This is a genomic window from Aureimonas phyllosphaerae, assembly GCF_047943035.1.
In the GTDB taxonomy this organism is placed as follows: Bacteria; Pseudomonadota; Alphaproteobacteria; order Rhizobiales; family Rhizobiaceae; genus Aureimonas; species Aureimonas phyllosphaerae.
Map to the genome: position 1 here is coordinate 1,123,164 of NZ_CP181348.1, position 21,755 is coordinate 1,144,918.

General features: G+C 69.8%; 26 protein-coding genes. 19 read left to right on the plus strand and 7 right to left on the minus strand.

Annotated features, from left to right (window positions below; genetic code table 11):
• The first annotated feature begins 2 nt into the window (after positions 1 to 2).
• Both ACLNGM_RS05140 and ACLNGM_RS05145 read left to right on the plus strand, forming a co-directional pair.
• Entirely contained in the window at positions 3 to 305 is a 303-nt protein-coding gene (locus ACLNGM_RS05140) for a BolA family protein (protein ID WP_416357471.1), read from the plus strand.
• Between the two features lie 5 nt (positions 306 to 310).
• The gene (locus ACLNGM_RS05145; protein WP_416357472.1) at positions 311 to 1,018 is read left to right on the plus strand and encodes a YoaK family protein; all 708 of its coding nucleotides are present in this window, start codon (positions 311 to 313) and stop codon (positions 1,016 to 1,018) included.
• Here the strand turns inward: ACLNGM_RS05145 and aroB are convergent.
• Together aroB and ACLNGM_RS05155 are read right to left on the minus strand one after the other, a co-directional pair.
• Positions 996 to 2,120, minus strand: a complete 1,125-nt coding sequence (gene aroB / locus ACLNGM_RS05150) for a 3-dehydroquinate synthase (RefSeq protein ID WP_416357473.1) — start codon at positions 2,118 to 2,120, stop codon at positions 996 to 998. The two genes, ACLNGM_RS05145 and aroB, sit on opposite strands and share 23 nt — an antisense overlap.
• 3 nt (positions 2,121 to 2,123) lie before the next feature.
• Positions 2,124 to 2,705, minus strand: coding sequence for a shikimate kinase (locus ACLNGM_RS05155; RefSeq protein ID WP_416357474.1), 582 nt, complete (start codon positions 2,703 to 2,705; stop codon positions 2,124 to 2,126).
• Positions 2,706 to 2,903: 198 nt separating this feature from the next.
• Between ACLNGM_RS05155 and ACLNGM_RS05160 the strand changes: the two genes are divergently transcribed.
• The 4 genes from ACLNGM_RS05160 to ACLNGM_RS05175 all read left to right on the plus strand — a co-directional run bounded on the left by ACLNGM_RS05160 (position 2,904) and on the right by ACLNGM_RS05175 (position 6,447).
• The gene (locus tag ACLNGM_RS05160) at positions 2,904 to 3,086 is read left to right on the plus strand and encodes a hypothetical protein (protein WP_090963575.1); all 183 of its coding nucleotides are present in this window, start codon (positions 2,904 to 2,906) and stop codon (positions 3,084 to 3,086) included.
• Complete coding sequence (locus ACLNGM_RS05165; RefSeq protein WP_416357475.1) at positions 3,083 to 4,021, plus strand: site-specific tyrosine recombinase XerD; 939 nt, start codon at positions 3,083 to 3,085, stop codon at positions 4,019 to 4,021. Before ACLNGM_RS05160 ends, ACLNGM_RS05165 begins: the two co-directional genes overlap by 4 nt.
• 162 nt (positions 4,022 to 4,183) lie before the next feature.
• A complete protein-coding gene (locus ACLNGM_RS05170) occupies positions 4,184 to 5,143 on the plus strand; it encodes an acetyl-CoA carboxylase carboxyltransferase subunit alpha (protein WP_416357476.1) in 960 nt (319 codons plus the stop codon).
• Positions 5,144 to 5,412: 269 nt separating this feature from the next.
• Entirely contained in the window at positions 5,413 to 6,447 is a 1,035-nt protein-coding gene (locus ACLNGM_RS05175) for a L,D-transpeptidase family protein (RefSeq protein ID WP_416357477.1), read from the plus strand.
• A gap of 390 nt (positions 6,448 to 6,837) precedes the next feature.
• Here the strand turns inward: ACLNGM_RS05175 and secA are convergent, their stop codons facing one another.
• The gene (gene secA, locus ACLNGM_RS05180; protein ID WP_416357478.1) at positions 6,838 to 9,570 is read right to left on the minus strand and encodes a preprotein translocase subunit SecA; all 2,733 of its coding nucleotides are present in this window, start codon (positions 9,568 to 9,570) and stop codon (positions 6,838 to 6,840) included.
• A 310-nt stretch (positions 9,571 to 9,880) separates the two neighbouring features.
• On the opposite strand from secA, the gene ACLNGM_RS05185 reads away from it, so the two are divergent.
• The 6 genes from ACLNGM_RS05185 (at position 9,881) to ACLNGM_RS05210 (ending at position 14,040) form a co-directional block, all read left to right on the plus strand.
• Complete coding sequence (locus tag ACLNGM_RS05185; protein ID WP_416357479.1) at positions 9,881 to 10,861, plus strand: peptidylprolyl isomerase; 981 nt, start codon at positions 9,881 to 9,883, stop codon at positions 10,859 to 10,861.
• A gap of 168 nt (positions 10,862 to 11,029) precedes the next feature.
• Positions 11,030 to 12,262, plus strand: a complete 1,233-nt coding sequence (gene argJ / locus ACLNGM_RS05190) for a bifunctional glutamate N-acetyltransferase/amino-acid acetyltransferase ArgJ (RefSeq protein ID WP_416357480.1) — start codon at positions 11,030 to 11,032, stop codon at positions 12,260 to 12,262.
• Positions 12,243 to 13,031, plus strand: a complete 789-nt coding sequence (locus ACLNGM_RS05195) for a GNAT family N-acetyltransferase (RefSeq protein ID WP_416357481.1) — start codon at positions 12,243 to 12,245, stop codon at positions 13,029 to 13,031. Before argJ ends, ACLNGM_RS05195 begins: the two co-directional genes overlap by 20 nt.
• Before the next feature lie 14 nt (positions 13,032 to 13,045).
• Positions 13,046 to 13,456, plus strand: a complete 411-nt coding sequence (locus ACLNGM_RS05200; RefSeq protein WP_416357482.1) for a (deoxy)nucleoside triphosphate pyrophosphohydrolase — start codon at positions 13,046 to 13,048, stop codon at positions 13,454 to 13,456.
• Positions 13,457 to 13,579: 123 nt separating this feature from the next.
• Entirely contained in the window at positions 13,580 to 13,852 is a 273-nt protein-coding gene (locus ACLNGM_RS05205) for a hypothetical protein (protein WP_090963590.1), read from the plus strand.
• Positions 13,846 to 14,040, plus strand: coding sequence for a Flp family type IVb pilin (locus ACLNGM_RS05210; protein WP_416357483.1), 195 nt, complete (start codon positions 13,846 to 13,848; stop codon positions 14,038 to 14,040). The genes ACLNGM_RS05205 and ACLNGM_RS05210 overlap by 7 nt, the downstream gene beginning before the upstream one ends.
• 7 nt (positions 14,041 to 14,047) lie before the next feature.
• Here the strand turns inward: ACLNGM_RS05210 and ACLNGM_RS05215 are convergent, their stop codons facing one another.
• Positions 14,048 to 14,920 (minus strand): class I SAM-dependent methyltransferase, encoded by an 873-nt coding sequence (locus ACLNGM_RS05215; protein ID WP_416357484.1) that lies wholly within the window; start codon positions 14,918 to 14,920, stop codon positions 14,048 to 14,050.
• Positions 14,921 to 15,037: 117 nt separating this feature from the next.
• Between ACLNGM_RS05215 and ACLNGM_RS05220 the strand changes: the two genes are divergently transcribed.
• Genes ACLNGM_RS05220 through ACLNGM_RS05245 form a run of 6 tightly spaced genes read left to right on the plus strand, consistent with a single transcriptional unit; the run spans position 15,038 to position 18,032 of the window.
• Complete coding sequence (locus ACLNGM_RS05220) at positions 15,038 to 15,787, plus strand: ComF family protein (protein WP_416358389.1); 750 nt, start codon at positions 15,038 to 15,040, stop codon at positions 15,785 to 15,787.
• A gap of 38 nt (positions 15,788 to 15,825) precedes the next feature.
• The gene (gene grxC, locus ACLNGM_RS05225; protein ID WP_055892137.1) at positions 15,826 to 16,083 is read left to right on the plus strand and encodes a glutaredoxin 3; all 258 of its coding nucleotides are present in this window, start codon (positions 15,826 to 15,828) and stop codon (positions 16,081 to 16,083) included.
• A gap of 11 nt (positions 16,084 to 16,094) precedes the next feature.
• Positions 16,095 to 16,955, plus strand: coding sequence for a carbon-nitrogen hydrolase family protein (locus ACLNGM_RS05230; RefSeq protein WP_416357485.1), 861 nt, complete (start codon positions 16,095 to 16,097; stop codon positions 16,953 to 16,955).
• Positions 16,952 to 17,407, plus strand: coding sequence for a DUF1178 family protein (locus ACLNGM_RS05235; protein ID WP_416357486.1), 456 nt, complete (start codon positions 16,952 to 16,954; stop codon positions 17,405 to 17,407). The genes ACLNGM_RS05230 and ACLNGM_RS05235 overlap by 4 nt, the downstream gene beginning before the upstream one ends.
• Positions 17,408 to 17,425: 18 nt before the next feature.
• Positions 17,426 to 17,719, plus strand: a complete 294-nt coding sequence (locus ACLNGM_RS05240) for a DUF1289 domain-containing protein (protein WP_416357487.1) — start codon at positions 17,426 to 17,428, stop codon at positions 17,717 to 17,719.
• 31 nt (positions 17,720 to 17,750) lie between these two features.
• Positions 17,751 to 18,032 (plus strand): DUF1289 domain-containing protein, encoded by a 282-nt coding sequence (locus ACLNGM_RS05245; RefSeq protein ID WP_416357488.1) that lies wholly within the window; start codon positions 17,751 to 17,753, stop codon positions 18,030 to 18,032.
• Positions 18,033 to 18,094: 62 nt separating this feature from the next.
• Here the strand turns inward: ACLNGM_RS05245 and ACLNGM_RS05250 are convergent, their stop codons facing one another.
• From ACLNGM_RS05250 to ubiG, 3 genes are all read right to left on the minus strand, one after another.
• Positions 18,095 to 18,577, minus strand: a complete 483-nt coding sequence (locus ACLNGM_RS05250) for a Dps family protein (RefSeq protein WP_055892151.1) — start codon at positions 18,575 to 18,577, stop codon at positions 18,095 to 18,097.
• Between the two features lie 281 nt (positions 18,578 to 18,858).
• Complete coding sequence (locus ACLNGM_RS05255) at positions 18,859 to 19,335, minus strand: hypothetical protein (protein ID WP_416357489.1); 477 nt, start codon at positions 19,333 to 19,335, stop codon at positions 18,859 to 18,861.
• Positions 19,336 to 19,450: 115 nt separating this feature from the next.
• Entirely contained in the window at positions 19,451 to 20,194 is a 744-nt protein-coding gene (ubiG, locus tag ACLNGM_RS05260; RefSeq protein ID WP_416357490.1) for a bifunctional 2-polyprenyl-6-hydroxyphenol methylase/3-demethylubiquinol 3-O-methyltransferase UbiG, read from the minus strand.
• Between the two features lie 241 nt (positions 20,195 to 20,435).
• Here ubiG and ACLNGM_RS05265 point away from each other — a divergent pair, with 241 nt between their 5' ends.
• A complete protein-coding gene (locus ACLNGM_RS05265) occupies positions 20,436 to 21,689 on the plus strand; it encodes an aspartate kinase (RefSeq protein WP_055892160.1) in 1,254 nt (417 codons plus the stop codon).
• Positions 21,690 to 21,755: the final 66 nt, after the last annotated feature.

The window sequence follows — 21,755 nt, forward strand, 5'->3', positions numbered from 1 at the left end:
TCATGACCAAGGCGGCCGAGATCGAGGCGAAGCTGACGCGGGGCTTGGCGCCTCAGCGCCTCGAGGTGGTGAACGAGAGCCATCTCCATGCCGGCCACCACCATGCCGGTAGCGACCATCACGACAGTTTCGACGGCACCGGCGAGACGCATTTCCGCGTCAGGCTGGTGGCGGAGGCGTTTGCGGGCAAGAGCCGGCTGGAGCGCCACCGCGCGGTGAACGCGCTTTTGGCCGAGGAGCTGGCGACCGGCGTCCACGCGCTGGCGATCGAGGCCGCGGCGCCCGGCGAGCCGACGCGGTTCTGACACCCGTGCGCCGCCGCGTCCGCCGCCGCGCGAGGGCGCGGATCGCCGTCGGCCTCCTCTTCGCCTCGCTCCTGTCCTTTGCGGCGGGGCTGACGGACGCCGTCGGATTTCTCCTCGCCGGCGACTTCGTCTCCTTCATGAGCGGCAATACGACGCGCTTCGGCATTGCGGCCGGCACCGGCGATCTCGCCCGCGCCGGCCATCTCCTGGCCCTCCTCGCGGCCTTCGTCGCCGGCAACGCGCTCGGCGTCCTCGTGATGCGCGTCGTGCGCGGCTCCCAGCCGGTGCTGCTCGTGGTCGTCGCCGCGCTGACGGCGCTCGGTGCGGCGCTGGGTCCCGGCGACCCGGCGATCGTGCTCCTGGTCTTGGCGATGGGCGCAATCAACGTCGCGCTGGAGGAGGTCGGCGGCCAGTCGCTGGGGCTGACCTATGTCACGGGCGCGCTGTCGCGCCTCGGACGGGGGTTGGCGCGCCGCCTCCTGCGCGAGCCGTCGCCCAGCTGGTGGGTGCAGGTCGTGCCATGGCTCGGAATGGCAGCGGGTGCCGTGGCGGGCGGCGTGGCCGAGGCCGAGCTCGGCCATGCAGCGATCCTCGCCTCGACGCTCGCCTGCGCGGTGCTGGCCGTTCTCGCGCTCTGCATTCCGAAGCGCTGGCGCCGCACCTATCTGGCGCGGCGGCCGGACAAGACCGTCAGGCCGCGAGCTCCTGGTTGAGGAAGTCCCGCACCGCATCCGGCGCGACGTCGCGCGCGACGTAGGCCCGGCCGATGCCGCGCGTCAGGATGAAGGTGAGGGCGCCGCGCGAGACCTTCTTGTCCTGCGCGATCTTGTCCATCAGCGCATCGACGGTGAAACCGTCGCCCGGGATCTCCTGGATGCGGGTCGGCAGGCCGGCGGCCCTGAGATGCGCTTCCGCGCGGCCGGCGTCCTGGCCGGGGCAGAGGCCGAGCCGGACCGAGAAGCGGTGCGCCAGCGCCATGCCGATCGCGACGCCCTCGCCATGGACGAGGCGCGCGGGGTCGTAGCGCACGACCGATTCCAGCGCGTGGCCGAACGTGTGGCCGAGGTTGAGAAGCGCGCGGTCGCCGTCCTCGCGCTCGTCGCCCGCGACCACCGCCGCCTTGGCGCGGCAGCTTGCCGCGACCGCCTCGACACGCGCCGCGCCGCCCGAAAAGATCGCGGCGCGGTTGGCCTCCAGCCATTCGAAGAAGTCCGGCCGGTCGATCAGGCCGTATTTCACGACCTCGGCGTAGCCGGCGCGGAACTCGCGCTCCGACAGCGTGTCGAGAACGTCGGTGTCGGCGAGCACCAGCGCCGGCTGGTGGAAGACGCCGACGAGGTTCTTGCCGCGGGCCGAGTTGATGCCGGTCTTGCCGCCGACGGAGCTGTCGACCTGCGCGAGCAGCGAGGTCGGGACCTGCACGAACTGCATGCCGCGCCGCGCGATGCCGGCGGCAAAGCCCGAGAGGTCGCCGATCACGCCGCCGCCGAGCGCCACCACCGCGTCGCCGCGCTCCAGTCGCTCGGCGAGGATCCGGTCGACGACAGCGATCAGGTGGTCGAAGGACTTCGTGGTCTCGCCGGGCGGCAGCGTGAGAAGCGCGGCGCCGATGCCGGCGCCCTCGAGCGCGGCAAGGAGGCGGTCGGCGTGGAGCGCGGCCACCGTCTCGTCGGAGACGACCAGCGCGCGGGCGCGCGGCAGGGCGGCCGCGATGTGCCGGCCGGCCGACGCCACGAGACCCGGCCCGATCAGGATGTCGTAGCTGCGCGGCCCCAGATCGACGCGCACGCGGGCGGGCTCTGGCGTCTCGGTCATGGATCAGGCCTTGAAATGGGGATGGCGTTCCAGCTGGTCGAGGATCTCGCGCGCCACCGCCTCGCGCTTCACGTTGCGGGTCGGCACGTGGAGGTCGGCCTGCGCGTAGACGGGATAGCGCACGTCCATCAGCGCCTTCAGCGTCGCGCGCGGATCGGGCGTCTGGAGGAGCGGGCGCGTCGGCTTCTTCATCACGCGATCCATCAGGACGTCGAGTTCCGCCTTCAGCCACACGGTGATCGAGCGCTCCGCGAGGAGCCGGCGCGTCCCCTCGTTCATGTAGGCGCCGCCGCCGGTCGCGATGATGCGTGGGCCGTCGTCGAGGAGGCGGGCGACGACGCGCGCCTCGAGCGCCCGGAACTCGGCCTCGCCATAGGTGGCGAAGAGTTCCGAGATCGTCATGCGCGAGGCGTCCTCGATCTCCTGGTCGGTGTCGACGAAGGGCAGATCCAGCATCTGCGCGAGCTTGCGCCCGACCGTTGTCTTGCCCGCCCCCATCAGCCCGACGAGCACCACGGGACGCTGGACGGCGCCCGAGGCTTGGCGGTGCGGGAGGGGCGCGGCGGCCCGGGCGGTCTCGATCATCGGTTCAGGCGGCACAGGAAGCGGCGGGATCGGTCCCGCGTGAGACCAGAAAAGCCCTGTGGCGTCAAGCGAGCGGGGCTCGCGCTCCCGCCCCGGACTTGCCGTCTTCGCCCGCCATGGGAGGCACCTTGGCACTGTCGCTTCGCCCGCGCAGCCTCTAGTGTCCGCCTGCCCACCTCATGAAAGCCATGCCGCCCGATGCCCACCCTGACGCGCCTCCTGACCATCCTCGCGCTCCTCGTGGGCGCGGTCTATGCGGCGATGGCGGCGCTGGTGGCCTTCGTGGAGCCGCAGCCGGTACCGGTGACGGTGAAGGTGCCGATCCCGGCGCTGCAGCCGGCGCCCGTCGTGCCCAACACGCAGACGGGGGTGGCAAAATGAGCCGCGACACCGCCCATCTCGACGCGTTCCTGGAGATGATGGCGGTGGAGCGCGGGGCGTCGCAGAACACGCTCGACGCCTATCGACGCGACCTCGACCATGCCCGCGCGGCGCTGAAGGCCGAGGGCGTGGCCTTGAGCGAGGCGACGACCGAGGCCGTTCGCGCCTACATGGCCGGGCTCGACGCCGGCGGTTTTGCCGCCTCCTCGCGCCAGCGGCGCCTGTCCTCGCTGCGCCAGTTCTTCAAGTTCCTCTATGCCGAGGGCCGCCGCGCCGACGACCCGACGTCGCCGATCGAGGGATCGCGCAAGGCGAAGTCGATCCCGAAGATCCTGTCGGAGGAGGAGGTCGACCGGCTGATCGGCGAGGCGGAGGCGCAGGCCGGCAATCCGGAGCTTCGCGGCACGGCGCTGGCAAGAGCCCGCCGGATGCACGCGCTGGTCGAGATCCTCTATGCCACGGGGCTGCGCGTCTCCGAACTCGTGTCGCTGCCGCGCTCGGTGTTGCGCTCGCGCGCCAGCCTGATCGTGGTGCGCGGCAAGGGCAACAAGGAGCGGCTCGTGCCGATCGGCGAGCGGGCGCGCGACGCGATGGACGCCTTCGCCGCCTCGCTCAAGGATCTACCCGGCGCGGGCGAGGCGTGGCTGTTTCCGGCGCTTTCGGAGAGCGGGCACATGACGCGCCAGGCCTTCGCGCGCGATCTGAAGGACCTGGCGATCCGCGCCGGCATCCGGCCGTCCCGCGTCAGTCCTCACGTCCTGCGCCACGCCTTCGCCAGTCACCTCCTGCAGAACGGCGCCGACCTTCGCGTCGTACAGGAACTCCTCGGCCACGCCGATATCGGCACCACGCAGATCTACACCCATGTGATGGAGGAGCGCCTGATGCGCCTCGTCACCGACCACCACCCCCTGTCGGAGCTCTCGGGGGACTGAAACCGCCCGCTTTCTTGACATTCCCATGTCGGATCGCCAGTTTGCGCGCCGACGCGAACCCCATGGTTCGGCGCGCGGCCGAGCCAGCCGGCCGGCCCCTCGGCCGGCAGGCTCCGGAAACCGCCGCCCGAACCCCGACAGGACGGCGCAAGGCCCGGCTGGATGCACAATTATCTCGACTTCGAAAAGCCCGTCGCCGATCTCGACAGCCAGATCATCGAACTCAAGAAGATCGGCGACACCGAGGGGCGGATCGACGTCTCGGAGGACATCCAGCGCCTCGAGACCCGCTCGACGGAAGCCTTGGCCGATCTCTACCGCAAGCTGACGCCCTGGCAGAAGACGCAGGTCGCCCGCCACCCCGACCGGCCCCACTGCACCGACTATCTCGCCCAGCTCGTGACCGAGTTCACGCCGCTGGCCGGCGACCGCTACTTCGCCGAGGATCACGCGATCATCGCCGGCTTCGGTCGCTTCAAGGGTCGGCCGGTCGCGGTGATCGGCCAGGAGAAGGGCTCCGACACACAGACCCGCCTCAAGCACAATTTCGGCATGGCCCGGCCCGAAGGCTATCGCAAGGCGGTGCGCATCATGGAAATGGCCGAGCGCTTCGGCCTGCCGGTCGTCACGCTGGTCGATACCGCCGGCGCCTATCCCGGCATCGGGGCAGAGGAACGGGGTCAGGCCGAGGCCATCGCCCGCTCAACTCAGGTCTGTCTCGGCCTCTCGGTGCCGCTGGTCTCGCTCATCATCGGCGAGGGCGGATCGGGCGGCGCGATCGCGATCGCGGCGGCCAACCGCGTCCTGATGATGGAGCACGCGATCTATTCGGTGATCTCGCCGGAGGCCGGCGCCTCGATCCTGTGGCGCGACTCGAGCCGCGCCAAGGACGTCGCCCAGGCGATGAAGATCACGGCGCAGGACCTCAAGGGCTTCGGCGTCATCGACGAGATCGTCTCGGAGCCGACGGGCGGCGCTCATCGCTCGCGCGAGCGCGCGATCGAGACGGCCGGCGCGCGCATCGAGGCGGCTCTCGGCGAACTCTCCACGCTGTCGGGCGACGAGCTGAAGCGCCAGCGCCGCGAGAAGTTCCTGGCGATCGGCCGCGAGCTGAAGGTCTGATCGGGACGCCTCGTCAGCCGTCACGCGATCGTTGCCTTCAAACGGTCTTCGATCGGGGTTAGAAGGCCTGTCGCAGGGTTCCGGAGGGGGCCTTGCGCCGAGGGAAAGAATTTTCGGACATTTCCCGCCCGGTCGTTAAGCTTCCGGTAACCGTCCCGGTCCGAAAAGAGGGCAGCGTCCCGAGCCGCGCGATGAGCGCGGCCGGGCGGGGATCGGTTCGAGGGCGCGGGGGAAAAGCCACCGCTCGCCCGCATCGTGGGGATCGGGGAATGACGGCACGACGTCTTGGGACGATGGCGTTTCTGGCGCTCGGTCTCATGGCCCTGTCCGGCTGCCAGCAGGACGACGTGTTCGCCGATCTCGTCGGGCCCAACGCGCCGCTGCCGCCCGCGCTCGTCAAGGTCATCAAGTCCAAGGAGATGGGCGAGAACTCGCCCATCCTCGTGCGCCTCTACAAGGAGGAGTCCGAGCTCGAGGTCTGGAAGCAGAAGACCGACGGGACGTTCGCGCTCCTCAAGACCTATCCGATCTGCGCCTGGTCGGGGCAGCTCGGCCCCAAGCGGAAAGAAGGCGACCGTCAGGCGCCGGAAGGCTTCTACCACCTGACGCCGGGCCTGATGAACCCGACCTCGAAGTATCATCTCGCCTTCGACATGGGCTACCCCAACGCCTACGACCGTGCCAACGAGGCCTCCGGCACCCACCTGATGATCCACGGCTCGTGCAACTCGTCGGGTTGCTACGCCATGGACAACTGGCAGATGGAGGAGCTCTACGCGCTCGCCAACCATGCCTTCCAGGGTGGGCAGAAGTCGATCCAGATCCAGGCGCTGCCCTTCCGGATGACGCCGGAGAACATGGCGCGCCACCAGAATTCGCCGCATGTCGCCTTCTGGAAGATGCTGAAGGAAGGCACGGACCGCTTCGACCTCACCCACAAGCCGGTGGCGGTGGCGGTCTGCGAGAAGCGCTACGTCTTCGACGAGACCCTGACGGACGGCCGCACGCTCGATGCCAACGGCGAGTGCCCGGTGGTGGAGACCCCGGCCGACCTCCTCGCCAAGCGCATGGCCGACGAGGAGATGCAGAAGAAGATCGCCGCCACCATGGCGCCCGAGGACTTCGCGATCACCACGGCCTCGACCTACAAGACCGGCACGCCGATCTCCGCCGAGGCCTACGCCGCCGAGCAGCATCGCCGGCAGGGCTTTGATCGCGACGGCAAGCCGATCCAGACCGCGCGCTCCTCGATGTTCAAGAACCTCCTGCAGAAGAAGCCGGCGCTGTCGGGCGGGAGCGACTGAGCGGGTTCGCGCCCGTCTCCGACGCCGCGCGTTCTCCGCTTCGCCGATCCACAGAGCCCGATATCGGGGCGGCGCTTCGCCGCGATGAACGCATTGCTCTTGGCAGCAAGGCCAGCCTGAAGCTCCCTGAGCCCGACGCGGATCACACGCTTGGTGCGGCGCTGACGCATCGCCGCTTTCCGTTCGTTCCCCGACCGACATCAGAACGCGCCACGTGCGAGCGGCATCCGCGCCAGCAGCCGACGCGACAGACGCGCCCGACCGGAGCGCCGATCGCAGACCGCTTCCGGACTTGTGCGGTGAACACTCGCGCGGACGGAGCCTCGGCCCCATCGGGTGTCCGCCACGAAAAAGGCCGGCTCGAAAGCCGGCCTTTTCACGGAGTTCGCCTCAGGCGATCTGCGCGTAGGCGCCGTGGCAGTGCTTGAACTTCTTGCCGGAGCCGCAGGGGCAGGGCTCGTTGCGCGAGACCTCGCCCCAGGTCTCCGGGCGCTCGGGATCGCGCTGCAGGCGGTCGGCGCCCGGCGGGTTGAAGTCGGCGGTGAGGCGCGCGGCACCGCGGCCGAACTCGTCCTCGCCGGTGGTTGCGTCGATATGATGCGCTTCCATGTCGGGCAGGACGGGCGCGTCGGTCTCGGGACGCACGAGTTCGACGCGCATCAGCTGCTGCGTGACGCGCTCGCGCAGCTGGTCCAGCATCACCTGGAAGAGCTCGAAGGCTTCCGACTTGTACTCGTTCAACGGGTCGCGCTGCGCATAGCCGCGGAAGCCGACCGCCGAGCGCAGGTGGTCGAGGTTGACGAGGTGCTCGCGCCACAGGGCGTCGATCGTCTGGAGAACGACCGAGCGCTCGATGTAGCGCATGATGTCGCCGCCGAACCGCTCCTCGCGATCGGCCGCCGCCTTGTCGACCGCCTCGAAGATGCGCTTCTTCACGTCCTGGTCGTCGATCCCTTCCTCGTCCGCCCAGGCGGCGATGGGCAGGTCGAGGTTCAGGAATTCGCGGATCTCCTCCGTGAGTTCGGCCGTCTCCCACTGCTCGGGATACGCGTTCTCGGGCATGCGCTTGGCGACCAGCGTGTCGATCAGCTCGTGGCGCATGTCGGTGACGGTCTCGTGGAGCGACCCGGCGTCCATCAGCTCGAGCCGCTGCTCGAAGATGACCTTGCGCTGGTCGTTCATCACGTCGTCGTACTTCAGGAGGTTCTTGCGAATGTCGAAGTTGCGCGCCTCAACCTTCTTCTGCGCCTTTTCCAGCGCCTTGTTGATCCAGGGATGGACGATCGCCTCGTCCTCCTTGAGGCCAAGGCGCGTCAGCATCGTGTCCATGCGCTCGGACCCGAAGATGCGCATCAGGTCGTCCTGGAGCGACAGGTAGAACTTCGAGCGGCCGGGATCGCCCTGGCGGCCCGAGCGGCCGCGCAGCTGGTTGTCGATGCGGCGCGATTCGTGGCGTTCGGTGGCCAGCACGTAGAGGCCGCCGGCGGCGAGCGCCTCGCCCTTCAGGCGCTGGATGTCGGCCTTCAGAGCCGTGATCGCGGCCTCGCGCTCGGGGCCTTCCGACACCTCGGCGAGCTCGCGATCGATGCGCATGTCGAGATTGCCGCCGAGCTGGATGTCGGTGCCGCGGCCGGCCATGTTGGTGGCGATCGTCACCGCGCCGGGCACGCCCGCCTGCGCGACGATATAGGCTTCCTGCTCGTGGTAGCGTGCGTTCAGCACCTGGAAGTCCTTGAGGCCCTCCTTGCGCAGCCGCTCCGCCAGCATCTCGGACTTCTCGATCGAGGTCGTGCCGACGAGGATCGGCTGGCGCCGCTCGGCCGCCGCCTTGATCTCCTTGGCGATGGCGCGGAACTTCTCCTCCGCCGTCCGGTAGACCTCGTCGTCCTCGTCGATGCGCACGACGGGCAGGTTGGTCGGGATTTCGACGACGTCGAGGCCGTAGATGTCGGCGAACTCGGCCGCTTCCGTCGCCGCCGTGCCGGTCATGCCGGCGAGGCGGTTGTACATGCGGAAGTAGTTCTGGAAGGTGATCGAGGCGAGCGTCTGGTTCTCGGGCTGGACCGTGACGCCTTCCTTGGCTTCGAGCGCCTGGTGCAGGCCTTCCGAGAAGCGGCGGCCCGGCATCATGCGGCCGGTGAACTCGTCGATGATGACGATCTCGTCGCCGCGGACGATGTAGTCCTTGTCGCGCTGGAAGAGCTTGTGGGCCTTCAGCGCGTTGTTGACGTGGTGGACGATCGTGACGTTCTCGATGTCGTAGAGCGAGGGGCCGTGCAGGTGCCCGGCCGCCTCCAGCATGCGCTCCAGCTTCTCGGTGCCGTCCTCGGTGAAGGACACCTGTCGCTGCTTCTCGTCGACCTCGTAGTCCTCAGGGCTCAGCTGCGGGATGAAGCTGTCGATCGTGCGGTAAAGGTCGGAGCGGTCGTCGAGGGGGCCCGAGATGATGAGCGGCGTGCGCGCCTCGTCGATCAGGATCGAGTCCACCTCGTCGACCAGCGCGTAGAAGTGCCCGCGCTGGACCATCTGTCCGCGCTCGTACTTCATGTTGTCGCGCAGGTAGTCGAAGCCGAGTTCGTTGTTGGTGGCGTAGGTGATGTCGCAAGCATAGGCCGCGCGGCGCTCGTCGTCGTTCATGCCATGCACGATGACGCCGACCGACAGGCCGAGGAAGTTGTAGACGCGGCCCATCTGGCCAGAGTCGCGCGTCGCCAGGTAGTCGTTCACGGTGACGACGTGGACGCCCTTGCCCTCCAGCGCCTTAAGGTAGACCGGCAGCGTGCCGACCAGCGTCTTGCCCTCGCCCGTGCGCATCTCGGCGATGGCGCCGCCCGCCAGCACCATGCCGCCGATCATCTGCACGTCGAAATGGCGAAGCCCGAGCGCGCGCTTCGACGCCTCGCGGACCGTCGCAAAGGCGGGCACCAGAAGGTCGTCGGTGGTCTTGCCGGCAGCGATCTGGGCACGGAACTCGTCGGTCCGGGCACGGAGCTGGTCGTCGGACAGCTGGGCGAGCTCGGCCTCCAGCGCGTTGATCGACTTGACCGTGGGCTCGAACTTGCGGACGCGGCGCGAGTTGGAGGACCCCAGCAGCTTGCGGGCCAGACCGCCGAAACTCACCATCCGAAACGTCCTTCCAGGAAACAAGATTGTCGCGGGCGCGATCCGCCTCGCGGGGTCCGCCGCCGGGGATCGTCGCCGATCCGCAAGCCCGCGCTCCGGGACGCGGCGGCTGGACTTTCAGAACGTGGGAGAGATAAGAGGGCCCCCGGAGGAAGTCAACGCCGGCCCCAGCGCGGGCGTGCGGCCCTCAAAACACCGCAAAGTCGGCTCTTTGCCAGTCCTCGGGAGCCGCCTTGCGCACCCGCCCGGCCGGGCGAGGACGCCCGGCGCTCCCCCTTTGTTTCGTCGTCGTCGGGAAGGCTTCCGCTTCATGCTCACCTCGCTCCGCTCGCGGCTCGCCGCCTCCGGCCTGATCCTGGCCTCGCTCGCCGTCGGCGCCCATGCCCAGGACGCGCCGACGTCCGCGCCGGCAGCGCCCGCCGCTGCGCCCGCGCCCGCCCCGGTGCCGCCGGAGACGGTGCTGGTGACGGTCGGCAACGCCAAGATCACGCAGGCCGATCTCGAGGCCGCCAGCGCCGACCTCGGCCAACAGTTCGCCCAGCTTCCGCCCGAGCAGCGTCGTCTCGCGACGCTGGCCGCCCTCGTCGACATCAAGGCGCTGGCCCAGAAGGCCGAGGCCGAGAAGCTCGGCGACGACGCCGAGACGGCGCGCCGCATCGCCTTCCTGCGCGAGCGCGCGCTGCACAACGCCTATTTCGAGAAGCACGGCATCTCCGCCATCACCGACGCCGAGGTGCGCGCGCGCTACGACAAGGAAGTCGCCGCGATCAAGCCGGTCGAGGAGGTGCACGCCAAGCACATCCTCGTCCCCACCAAGGAAGAAGCCGAGGCCGCGATCAAGGAACTCGACGCCGGCAAGGACTTCGATGCGCTCGCCGCCGAGAAGTCGACCGGCCCGACCGGGCCTCAAGGGGGCGACCTCGGCTTCTTCGGACCCGGCCAGATGGTGCCGGCCTTCGAGACCGCAGCCTACGCGCTGCAGCCGGGCACCTATACCAAGGAGCCGGTGCAGACGCAGTTCGGCTGGCACGTCATCAAGGTGATCGAGAAGCGTCCGCAGCAGCCGCCGGCCTTCGAGCAGGTCGCCGACCAGGTGCGCCAGGTCGTGATGCGCGAGAAGTATGTCGAGCTCGTCCAGGCCGCCCGCGCCGACGAGGCCGTGACCTACGACGACCCGGCCCTGAAGTCGCAGATGGACACGATGGAAAAGGCCATGTCGGGTGCCGCCGAGGATCCGGAGGCCGCGGCCGACGAAGCCGAGACGGACGCCGCGCCGGCCCCGGCGCAGTAACCGGCCGCGCGAACATCGAACCGTCGAGACGGGGCGCCGGAGCCGATCCGGCGCCCCTTTTTCGTGCGCCCGTCCGGCCGCGTCGCCGAAATGTCGCTTGCCGCTCACCCGCGGCTTGGGGCACAGGGAGGCGAACCGCTCCAGTTCCCCCGGCCGAAGGGTTGCGCCATGTCCCATCCCGTTTCCCCGCTCGCCCCCCGCTCCGTGCCGGACATGCCCGCCGTCGCGGGCGTGTCGATCGCGACGGGCGCCGCCGGCATCAAGTACAAGGGCCGCACCGACGTCCTCACGATGACCTTCGCGGAAGGCACCGCGGTGGCGGGCGTGCTCACCACCTCGCGCTGCCCCTCGGCCCCGGTGGACCATTGCCGTGCGAGCCTGAAGGGCGGGCGGGCCCGCGCGCTCGTCGTCAATTCCGGCAACGCCAACGCCTTCACCGGCCGCAAGGGCGTCGCCACCACGGATGCGACCGCACGGGCCGCCGCCGAGGCGGTCGGCTGCTCGCCGTCGGAAGTGTTCCTCGCCTCGACCGGCGTCATCGGCGAGCCGCTCGACGCCGCCAAGATCACGCCGCTCCTCGCCGGCCTCTTCTCGCAAGGGAAGGGCGCGCGCTGGCGCGAGGCCGCCGATGCGATCATGACCACCGACACCTATGCCAAGGTCGCGACGCGCGAGGTCGCGCTCGGGGACAAGACCGTGCGCCTCAACGGCATCGCCAAGGGTGCGGGCATGATCGCGCCCGACATGGCGACGATGCTCTCGTTCCTTGCCACCGACGCGGCCATCGCGCCGGGCGTCCTGCAGGCGCTGCTGGCAGACGCGGTCGGCCCGACCTTCAACTCGGTGACGGTCGACAGCGACACCTCGACCTCCGACACGCTGCTTCTGTTCGCGACGGGCGCCGCCGGCAACGCGGAGGTCGCGGACGCCGGCGACACGCGGCTCGGCCCCTTCCGCGAGGCGCTGGCCGCCGTCCTTCTCGATCTCGCGCGGCAGGTCGCGCGCGACGGCGAGGGCGCCCGCAAGGAGATCATCGTGACGGTGGAGGGGGCGGTCGATGACCGCTCCGCCAAGCGCATCGCGCTCTCGATCGCCAATTCGCCGCTGGTGAAGACCGCGGTCGCGGGCGAGGACGCCAACTGGGGCCGCGTCGTGATGGCGGTCGGCAAGGCGGGCGAGCCGGCCGAGCGCGATCGCCTCGCGATCTCGTTCGGCGACGTGCGCGTGGCGGTCGACGGCGAGCGTGACCCGGCCTACTCGGAGGCGGAGGCCTCGGCCGCGATGAAGCGGGACGAGATCCGGATCGGCGTCCAGCTCGGCCTCGGGAGCGGGCGCTGGACGGTCTACACCTGCGACCTCACCAAGGAATACGTCGCGATCAATGGCGACTACCGGAGCTGATCGCGTGCCGCGGCTGACCGTGGTCCGCCGGCTGGAGGCGGCGGGCTTCCGCGCCTGGCCGGCCAGCTCGACCTTCTACGACGGCACCTGGGCGGTGCGGGTGACCACGAGCTTCCCGGCCAAGCGGCTGAACTCGGTGAACCCGCTCGATCCCGCCGACGACGCCGAGATCGAGGCGCGCATCGAGCGGGCCGAGGCGCGCTTCGCTGCGGTCGGCCGGCCGCTGGTGTTTCGCCAGTCGCCGCTCGCCCCGCCGCGCCTCATCCGCCATCTCGACGAGGCCGGCTGGTCGAGCTTCGGCGAATCGATCGTCTACACCGCCGATCTCGCCAGCCTCGACCTCGCCGAGGCGATCGACCGGATTCCGCTGCAGGACGCGCGGCGCTACCTCGAGGCCTCGCTCGCCGTCCATCGCCGGCCGCCGGCGTTGCGCGAGGGGCTGGAGGCGGTGCTGGCCTCGATCCGCCCGCCCGCCGCCTATTTCGTGCGCGAGAACGACGAGGGCCGGCCGATCGCCGTGGCGCTCGCGATCTCCGACAACGACCTTGCCGGCATCCTCGACGTCGCGGTGGACAGCGGCTACCGCCGCCAGGGCATCGGCATCGATCTCGTCGCGACCGCGCTGCGCCACACCGCCCACAAGGGCGCGCGCACCGGCTGGCTGCAGGTCGAGGCCGAGAACGCCGCCGGCCGCGCCCTCTATGCCCGCCTCGGCTTCACGGAAGCCTATCGCTACGTCTACCGCGCCCCGCCGGGCATCATCGTCTGACGGGAGCCCTGTCCATGCCGACGCCTCGTCTCCTCCTCGTCGCGGCCTGCGCGCTGCTCGACGCCGACAACCGCATCCTTCTCGCCCAGCGGCCGCCCGGCAAGTCGCTCGCCGGCCTGTGGGAGTTTCCCGGCGGCAAGGTGGAGGCTGGCGAGACGCCGGAGGAAACGCTGATCCGCGAGCTTCGCGAGGAGATCGGCGTCGAGACCAAGGCGGACTGCCTCGCCCCGCTCACCTTCGCCAGCCATACCTATGACGGTTTCCATCTCCTGATGCCGCTCTATGTCTGCCGGCGCTACGAGGGCATTCCACGGTCGATGGAGGGGCAGGCTCTGAAGTGGGTGCGGGCTTCGGCCCTGCGCGACCATCCGATGCCCCCGGCCGACCTGCCGCTGATCCCGTTCCTCACCGATCTCCTCGCCTGAAGCGAAAAAACATGGGGGAGGCCCCCGCGTTAAGCATGCCGCTTAAACCGGTCTTCACGGTGCGCGGCGATGATCCCATCGGTCTGGCGCAGGGCGCGCCGGACGGGACCGGAGCCGGATCGCATGCGCAAGAAGCCCCACCGATCGCCACGTCGCCCCGGAGTCGCCGGCGCCCTTCTGCGTGCCGCCCTTCTCGTCGCTCCGCTCGCCGGTGCCATCGCCTTCGGGATCGCGCCGCGCGGCAGCGACCGACTGGTCGCGGCCAACGGCTCGGAAGGCATCGACACGATGACCACGGGTTCGGTGTCCGCTTCGCGCTTCACCTTCGCGGTCGGAGCCGGCCCGGTCGGCGGCTGCCTTCGGGTCGGCGACGGGCGGCCGGGGGGCGCATGCTGAAGCGCTTTCCCACGTCGCGCCGCTTTCTCGCCGACCATTCGGGCGCCACCGCCATCGAATACGGCCTGATCATCGCCCTCGTCGGGCTCGCGCTCCTGGTCGGCCTCGGCAATACGAACGACAGCGTCAGCGCGATGTTCAACGACCTGATGGAAAAGGTCACCGAAGTCCTCCAGCGCAAGTCCTGACGGATCGTCAGCTCTTCGGTCGCAACGCCTCCGCCAGGCTGTGCGTCGCGCTGCCGGGCTTCAGTGGCTTCTGCTGGCTCTCGTGCGGCTTCCAGCCGGAGAGGTAGACGACGTCGAAGGTCGCGCGCAGGCGACCGTCCGGGTCCGCGAAGCGCTCGGCATAGATTTGCGCTGCCCGGAAGAACAGCTGCCGCCCCACCGGGCGGCGCGCGCGGGCATGCAGCATGTTGCTCATGCCCATGTCGCGCAGGTCGCGCATCAGCTCGAACATCGAGGCGTAGCGCACCGTCAGCCGGTCCTGGTCGATGACCGGCAGCGCGAAGCCGGCGCGCTGGAGGAGGCCGCCCGCCTCGCGCAGGTCCGCGAACGGCGCGACGCGCGGGCTGGCGCCGCCCGCGATCTCGGCCTCTGCCGCCAGAAGCGAGGCGCGCAGCTCGTTCAGCGTCTCGCCGCCCAGGAGCGCGGCAAGGAACAACCCGTCCGGGCGAAGCGCCCGGCGGATCTGCACCAGAACGCCCGGCGTGTCGTTGGTCAGGTGCAGCGAGAGCGGCGACAGGACGAGATCGACGCTCTCGTCGCGCAGGGGCAACGCCTCCTCGTCCGCGACGACCCCTTCGCCGGGGCCGAGGAAACGCGCGTCGCGCTCGATGCGCAGCAAGCGCTCGACCTGGCCGCCTTCGCCAAGCCGCGCGGCCAGCGCCCCCGTGTGTCCGGCGAGTTCCACGCCCACCGCGAACTGGCGCTGGACGAGCGACAGGCGCTCGGCAAGCTCGTCCGCCACCGCGTCGAGCAGGAACGAGGCGCCCGGTGCCGCGCGTGCCACCGCGCGCACGCGGCGCCGGTCGATCAGCGCACGGTCGAAGGGGGCGTTGGCGGTCATTGTCGGGCTCCAGGTCTCGAAGCGGGGCAAGGGGCTTGTGGCCGGCTCGCCGGGGAGTATCGTCGGTGGCGGCGCATGGGAAGCGCCGGAGGAGAAGACGGGGTGGGGGCGATGGGCATGGATCTCGTCTGGCGCGGCCTGTCCCGTGTCGCAGGGCCGATCGGTCGGCTCATCTATCCGCCGGTCTGCGCCGGTTGCGGCGCCGCGCTCGCACGGGCGCCGGCCGTCTGCTCGCAGTGCTGGCGTTCGCTGCGCTTCATCGAGCGTCCCTATTGCGAGGTGCTGGGCCTTCCCTTCTCCTACGATCTCGGACGCGGCTTCCTGTCGGCGGAAGCGATCGCCGACCCGCCGGTATTCGCGCGTCTGCGGGCCGCCCTCGTCTACGAGACGCTCGCCGCGCGCATGGTCGCATCGTTGAAATACGCCGACCGGGCCGATCTCGTTCCGCTGATGGCGGCCTGGATGCGACGGGCCGGCCAGGAGGCGATCGCCGCCAGCGACCTCGTGGTGCCGGTGCCGCTCCATGCGCGGCGTCTGATGCGCCGGCGCTTCAACCAGTCCGCCGAGCTCGCCCGCGCAATCGCCCGCGCCGAGCGTCTCGCCTATGCGCCGATGAGCCTTCGGCGGCGGCGTGCGACGCGCAGCCAGGTCGGCCTCGGGCCGGACGAGCGGCGCGAGAACGTGCGCGGCGCCTTCGAGGTACCCGCCGCCCAGAGCGCCACCGTGCGCGGGCGGCGCGTCCTTCTCGTCGACGACGTCTACACGACCGGCGCGACGGTCTCGGCGGCAACGCTCGCGCTGAAGCGCGCGGGCGCCGCCGAGGTCAGCGTCCTCGTCTTCGCCAGGGTTGCGGCCGGCGGCGGATGACCGCATATCAGCGCGTCGCCTGAAGTTTCGAGGACGCCATGCCCCCCGTCACCATCTATACCCGACAGTTCTGCGGCTACTGCGCGCGCGCCAAGGATCTCCTGACCCGCAAGGGCGTCGCATTCGAGGAGAAGGACGCGACCGTCGAGCCGTCCTACCGGCAGGAGATGATGAGCCGCGCCCCCGGCAGCTCGACCTTCCCGCAGATCTTCATCGGCGACCGGCACGTCGGCGGCTGCGACGATCTCCACGCGCTGGACCGGGCCGGCAAGCTCGATCCGATGCTGGCCGGCTGAGGACCGAGGCGATGACGACGTTCAAGGCCGCCGTGGTGCAGATGCGCTCCGGCGAGGATCCCGCCCGCAACATCGAGGCTATGGAGGCGCTGGTCGCGGACGCTGCGGCGCGCGGTGCGCAGTTCGTGCAGACGCCGGAGATGACCGGCATCCTCTGCCGCGACCGCGAGCGGTTCCGCTCGCACCTGAAGCCCACGGACAGCGATCCGGTGGTCGCCGCCGCCAGAGCGCTGGCGCGCCGGCATGGCATCGTCCTCCATCTCGGCTCGACGGCGGTCGACGCCGGCGACGGGATGGCGGCCAACCGCGCCTTCCTGTTCGGGCCGGACGGCGGGACGATCGAGACCTACGACAAGATCCACATGTTCGACGTCGACCTCGACGGCGGCGAAAGCTGGCGCGAGTCGGCGACCTACCTGCCGGGCACCCGCTCGGGGCTCGCCGACGTGCGCTTTGCGGACGGCACGGCGCGGATCGGCTTTGCGGTCTGCTACGACATGCGCTTTCCCGAGCTCTTCCGGGCCGAGGCGCTGGCCGGTGCCGAGGTACTGACGGCGCCCGCCGCCTTCACGCGCCAGACCGGCGAGGCGCACTGGCACGTCCTCCTGCGTGCCCGCGCGATCGAGAACAACTGCTTCATGATCGCCGCCGCGCAAGGTGGGCGCCACGAGGACGGGCGCGAGACCTTCGGCCACTCGCTGATCTCGGACCCCTGGGGCCGGATCATTGCCGAGGTGAAGGGCGACGAGCCGGGCGTGGCGCTGGCGACGGTGGACACCGAACTCGTCGGCAGCGTGCGCGCCAAGATCCCCAACCTCAAGAACCGCCGGCCCTTCGAGGCGCCGGCGGTGCGCGCGACCGCAGAGGCATGATCCGCTACGCCCTTCGCTGCCGGGACTGCGGCCACGGTTTCGACGGCTGGTTCCGCTCCTCCGCCGATTTCGAGGCACAGGGATCGCGCGGGCTGCTCGCCTGCCCGGTCTGCGAGGGGCACGGCGTCGAGAAGGCGCTGATGAGCCCGGCCGTCGCGGCGGCGCCCGAGCCGGGTCGCATACCGGGCCACCGGCCGGGCGGCGCGGTGACGAGCGCACCCATTGGCGAGGCGGCCGAGCTTTACCGCCAGCTTCAGGAGATGGCCCGCAAGGTCCGCGCCGAGGGCCATTATGTCGGCGCGGGCTTTGCGGAAGAAGCCCGGCGCATCCACTACGGCGAGGCGGAAGGCCGGCAGATCTACGGCGAGGCGAGCGGGCAGGAGGTGCGCGGCCTCCTCGAGGAAGGCATCGCCGCGCTGCCCTTGCCGCCACTCCCCGAAGACAAGAACTGAACCGACGGACCGACCGACATGGCCAAGACCTTCGCCAAGGCGCCGAGCCCCTGCGTCTCCGTCTGCAAGTTCAAGATCGAGGGGCAGTGCATCGCCTGCCGGATGACCAAGCCCGAGAAGAAGCGGTTCAAGCGGCTGGAGGGCAAGGGCGAGAAGCGCGCCTTCCTCGCCATGCTGCGCGAGCGGCTGCAGGCGGCGGGCCGCTACGCCTACTGGTCGCGCATGTATCGCCGCCGCTGCGAGAAGAAGGGACGGCCCTGTCCGCTCGACAAGCTGGAAGCCGACCTCGACACGGGGGCCGAGGCTGCCTAACTCCAGGGTCCCGGACCCCGAGGACCTCTCCATGAGCGTATCGCCAGCCTGGGCGGATGCCCCGAGCCCCTGCGTCGACGTGTGCAAGTACAAGCGCGCGGGGCGCTGCGTCGGCTGCATGATGACCAAGATGGAGAAGGACTCCTTCCCCCATTCGGGGAGCGCCGAGCGCAAGCGCGCCTTCTTCGAGGCGCTGCTCGAGCGCCTGCGCGCCGAGCACAAGAACCCCGCCTTCTGGGCGATCGCCTATCGTCGCAAGTGCAGCCAGGAAGGCGTGCCCTGTCCGCTCGACGAGGAGGACGGCGACCTCTGACCCCATACGAAAAAGACCCGCCGGATCGCTCCGGCGGGTCTTTTTATCGAAGAGTCGATCGCTCAGGCGGCGGTCGACTTGAGGTGGGCGCGCAGCATCCAGGCGAACTTGTCGTGCTTCTCGATGCGGCCGGTCGCCATGTCGTTGGTCGCCCAGTCGCCGTGCTCCTCGGCGACCTGCGCCAGCGAGGACAGCGTCGAGGACAGCGTCTCCTGATCCTTCATCAGGACCTCGATCATCGTCTTGGCGTCGGTGCGACCGTCATGCTCCTCGACGGCGCTGCGCTCGAGATAGACCGAGAAGCGGCCTTCGGCATGGGCGTCGAACGCCTTGATGCGCTCGGCCAGAAGGTCCTGCGCCTCGAAGTGATCCTCATAGATCTCCTGGAACAGCTCGTGCAGCGAGCCGAAGCTCATGCCGGTGACGTTCCAGTGGAAGTTCTGCGCCTTGAGCGTCTCGATGGCGGTCTCGGCGAGCGCCTGCGTCAGGCCGTTGACGATCTCTTCCTTGGCGCTCGGTTCGATCTTGGCGGCAACCAGACCCATGATGCTTCTCCTGAGGTTTGCGGTTTCAACGCGTGGGCTTGCCCACGGGTTGCGAGGGCGAATTGGAATGGTTCCAAACTAGACGCGATGGCGACCCGTTTCAAGCCTTCTTTGAATCATTCTAAACTAGCAAGTGGGCGACGCGGGTGTGCGTCTCCCTGTGGGGCACGCCGGAGCGGATGCGCGATCGGGCGCTGCCGCAGGAAGAAACAGGAAGAGGCGGGATGAAGCGCATCCCGAAAAGGCCGACCGTATGGACGGGGTCGGCCGGGGCGCATCGGTCAGGCGGCGTCTAGCGCGCGGACCATGGCCGCGGACAGGAAGCGCATCCAGCGCCGCGCCGATGGGGCGACGCGCCAGGCGACGAGGGCGCCCGCCGCCGCGTCCTGCCCGTCGCGGCAGGCGGCAACGAGGCGCAGGAGCCAGGACTCGTCGTCGCTGACCGACACGGCGCTGGGGCGATAGATCACCATCTCCGACGACGCCCGCTCGGACAGGCCGCGGAAGAACACGGTGGCGAGGCGGTCGAGCGAGGCGGTCGGCTGGCCGGCGAGGATGTAGCAGGCGCGTTCGAGGTCGGCGCGCGGGGCGAGCTGCGAGCGCAGCGCGAGCCAGCGCAGGCGCTCAAGGTCCAGCCGCTGATCGTCCGTCAGGGTGCGGGCGACATGGATGCGCTCGGCGGTCGGGCAGCGCGGAAAGGCGACGACCCGGCGATCCTCGTCGGAGGGAAGGGCAAGCCGCGCGAGGGATGCTGACATCGAGAATTCCCGGCCTTCGCCGCGCCCGGAGGCCCGGCAACCTTAAACCTGACTTTCAACGGAAGCATTCCCTACCAGATCGCCGTCGCGACCGGAAGAGGGGGTCGGTTCCGCTTCAGGGTCGGCGGTAGAGGACCATATAGTTGACGTCCATGTCGCGCGAGCGGCGCCAGGCGTCGGCCAGCGGGTGGTAGACGACGCCGGTCTGGTCGATCCGCGTGAAGCCTTCCGCGCCGAGCGGCGCGTCGATCTCGCCGGGGCGGACGAGCTTGGCATATTCGTGCGTGCCCTTGGGCAGCCAGCCGAGAACGTATTCCGCACCGACGATGGCGAAGGTCAGCGCCTTCATCGTGCGGTTGATCGTGGCGACGAAGATCAGCCCGCCCGGCTTCACCATGCGCGCGGCCGAGGTGAGGAAGTAGTTCACGTCCGAGACGTGCTCGACGACCTCGAGCGCCAGCACGACGTCGAAGCGCTCGCCGGCCGCTTCCAGCGCTTCCGCGGTCTCGGCGCGGTAGTCCACCGCAACGCCGCTTTCCGCCGCGTGGAGACGCGCCACCTCGATGTTGGTAACTGAGGCGTCGGCGCCCACGACCTCGGCGCCGAGGCGCGCGAGCGGCTCGGAGATCAGGCCGCCGCCGCAGCCGATATCGAGCATGCGCAGGCCCTCGAAGGGCTTCAGCGAATGGAGGTCCCGTCCAAAGTTGAGGCCGACCTGCTCGCGGATATAGGCGAGACGCACCGGGTTGAACTTGTGCAGCGGCTTGAACTTGCCGCGCGGGTTCCACCATTCGGCGGCGAGCTTCGAGAAGCGCTCGACCTCGCCGGCGTCGATCGTGGTCTGCCGTGCCTCGGTCATGATGCTCATCCGTTGTCCGAAAAAACGCGTTGGCCGGGCATGTTCCGCCCGGCGGCGGGAAGTCAAGCGCGACAGGGTGGCCCGCCTCGCCTTGCGCTCCACCACCGCTTCGGCTAACCGAGGCCGCTCGCCGTGCCGATCGGGGACCGGCATCGAAGCGGGCGCTCGTGTTCCCTCCTGAATGGACGGGCACGCCCGCAGAGCGAACGGCGGGCGGCCCGCTCGACATCGGTCTGAAGTCATGGCGCGTCTCGTTCTCAAATTCGGCGGCACCTCCGTCGCCGACATCGACCGGATCCGGAACGTCGCGCGCCACGTCAAACGCGAGGTGGACGCCGGCCATCAGGTGGCCGTGGTCGTCTCGGCGATGTCGGGCAAGACCAACGAACTCGTCGGCTGGTGCACGCAGGCCTCCGCCATGCACGACGCGCGCGAGTACGACGCGGTGGTGGCCTCCGGCGAGCAGGTGACGGCGGGTCTCCTCGCCATCACGCTCCAGCAGATGGGCATCAACGCCCGCTCCTGGCAGGGCTGGCAGATCCCGATCCGCACCGACGGCGCCCACGCTTCGGCGCGCATCCAGGAGATCGACGGCTCCGAGATCGTGCGCCGCTTCGGTGAGGGGCAGGTCGCCGTGATCGCCGGCTTCCAGGGTCTGGCGCCCGACAACCGCATCGCGACCCTCGGGCGCGGCGGATCCGACACGTCGGCCGTGGCGGTCGCCGCAGCGCTGAAAGCCGACCGCTGCGACATCTATACCGACGTCGACGGCGTCTACACCACCGACCCCCGCATCGAGCCCAAGGCCCGGCGCATGGCCCGCGTCTCCTTCGAGGAGATGCTCGAGATGGCCTCGCTCGGCGCCAAGGTGCTGCAGGTGCGCTCGGTCGAGCTCGCCATGGTCCACAAGGTGCGCACCTTCGTGCGGTCCTCCTTCGAGGACCCCGACGCGCCGGGCATGGGCGACTTCCTGAACCCTCCGGGGACCCTTATTTGCGACGAGGATGAAATCGTGGAACAGCAGGTCGTCACCGGCATCGCCTACGCCAAGGACGAGGCGCAGATCTCGCTGCGCCGCGTCGAGGACCAGCCGGGCGTGGCCGCCGCCATCTTCGGGCCGCTGGCCGATGCCGGCGTCAACGTCGACATGATCGTGCAGAACGTCTCGGAAGACGGCACGCGCACCGACATGACCTTCACCGTGCCGGCCGGCGACCTCGCCAAGGCGACGCAGGTGATCGAGGGCGCGAAGGCCGAGATGCGCTTCGACGTCGTCCAGTCCGAGCGCGGCCTCACCAAGGTCTCGGTGATCGGCATCGGCATGCGCTCGCACACCGGCGTCGCCGCCACGGCCTTCAAGGCGCTCGCGGGACGTGGCATCAACATCCGCGCCATCACCACCTCGGAGATCAAGATCTCGATCCTGATCGACGGCGAGTATACCGAACTGGCGGTGCGCACCTTGCATTCCGTCTACGGTCTCGACAAAGCTTGAGCCGGCGGCGCCGCAGGGGCGCCCGAATCTCCTCCGGCCCGATCGAACCCTTGGGCCGGGACCGAC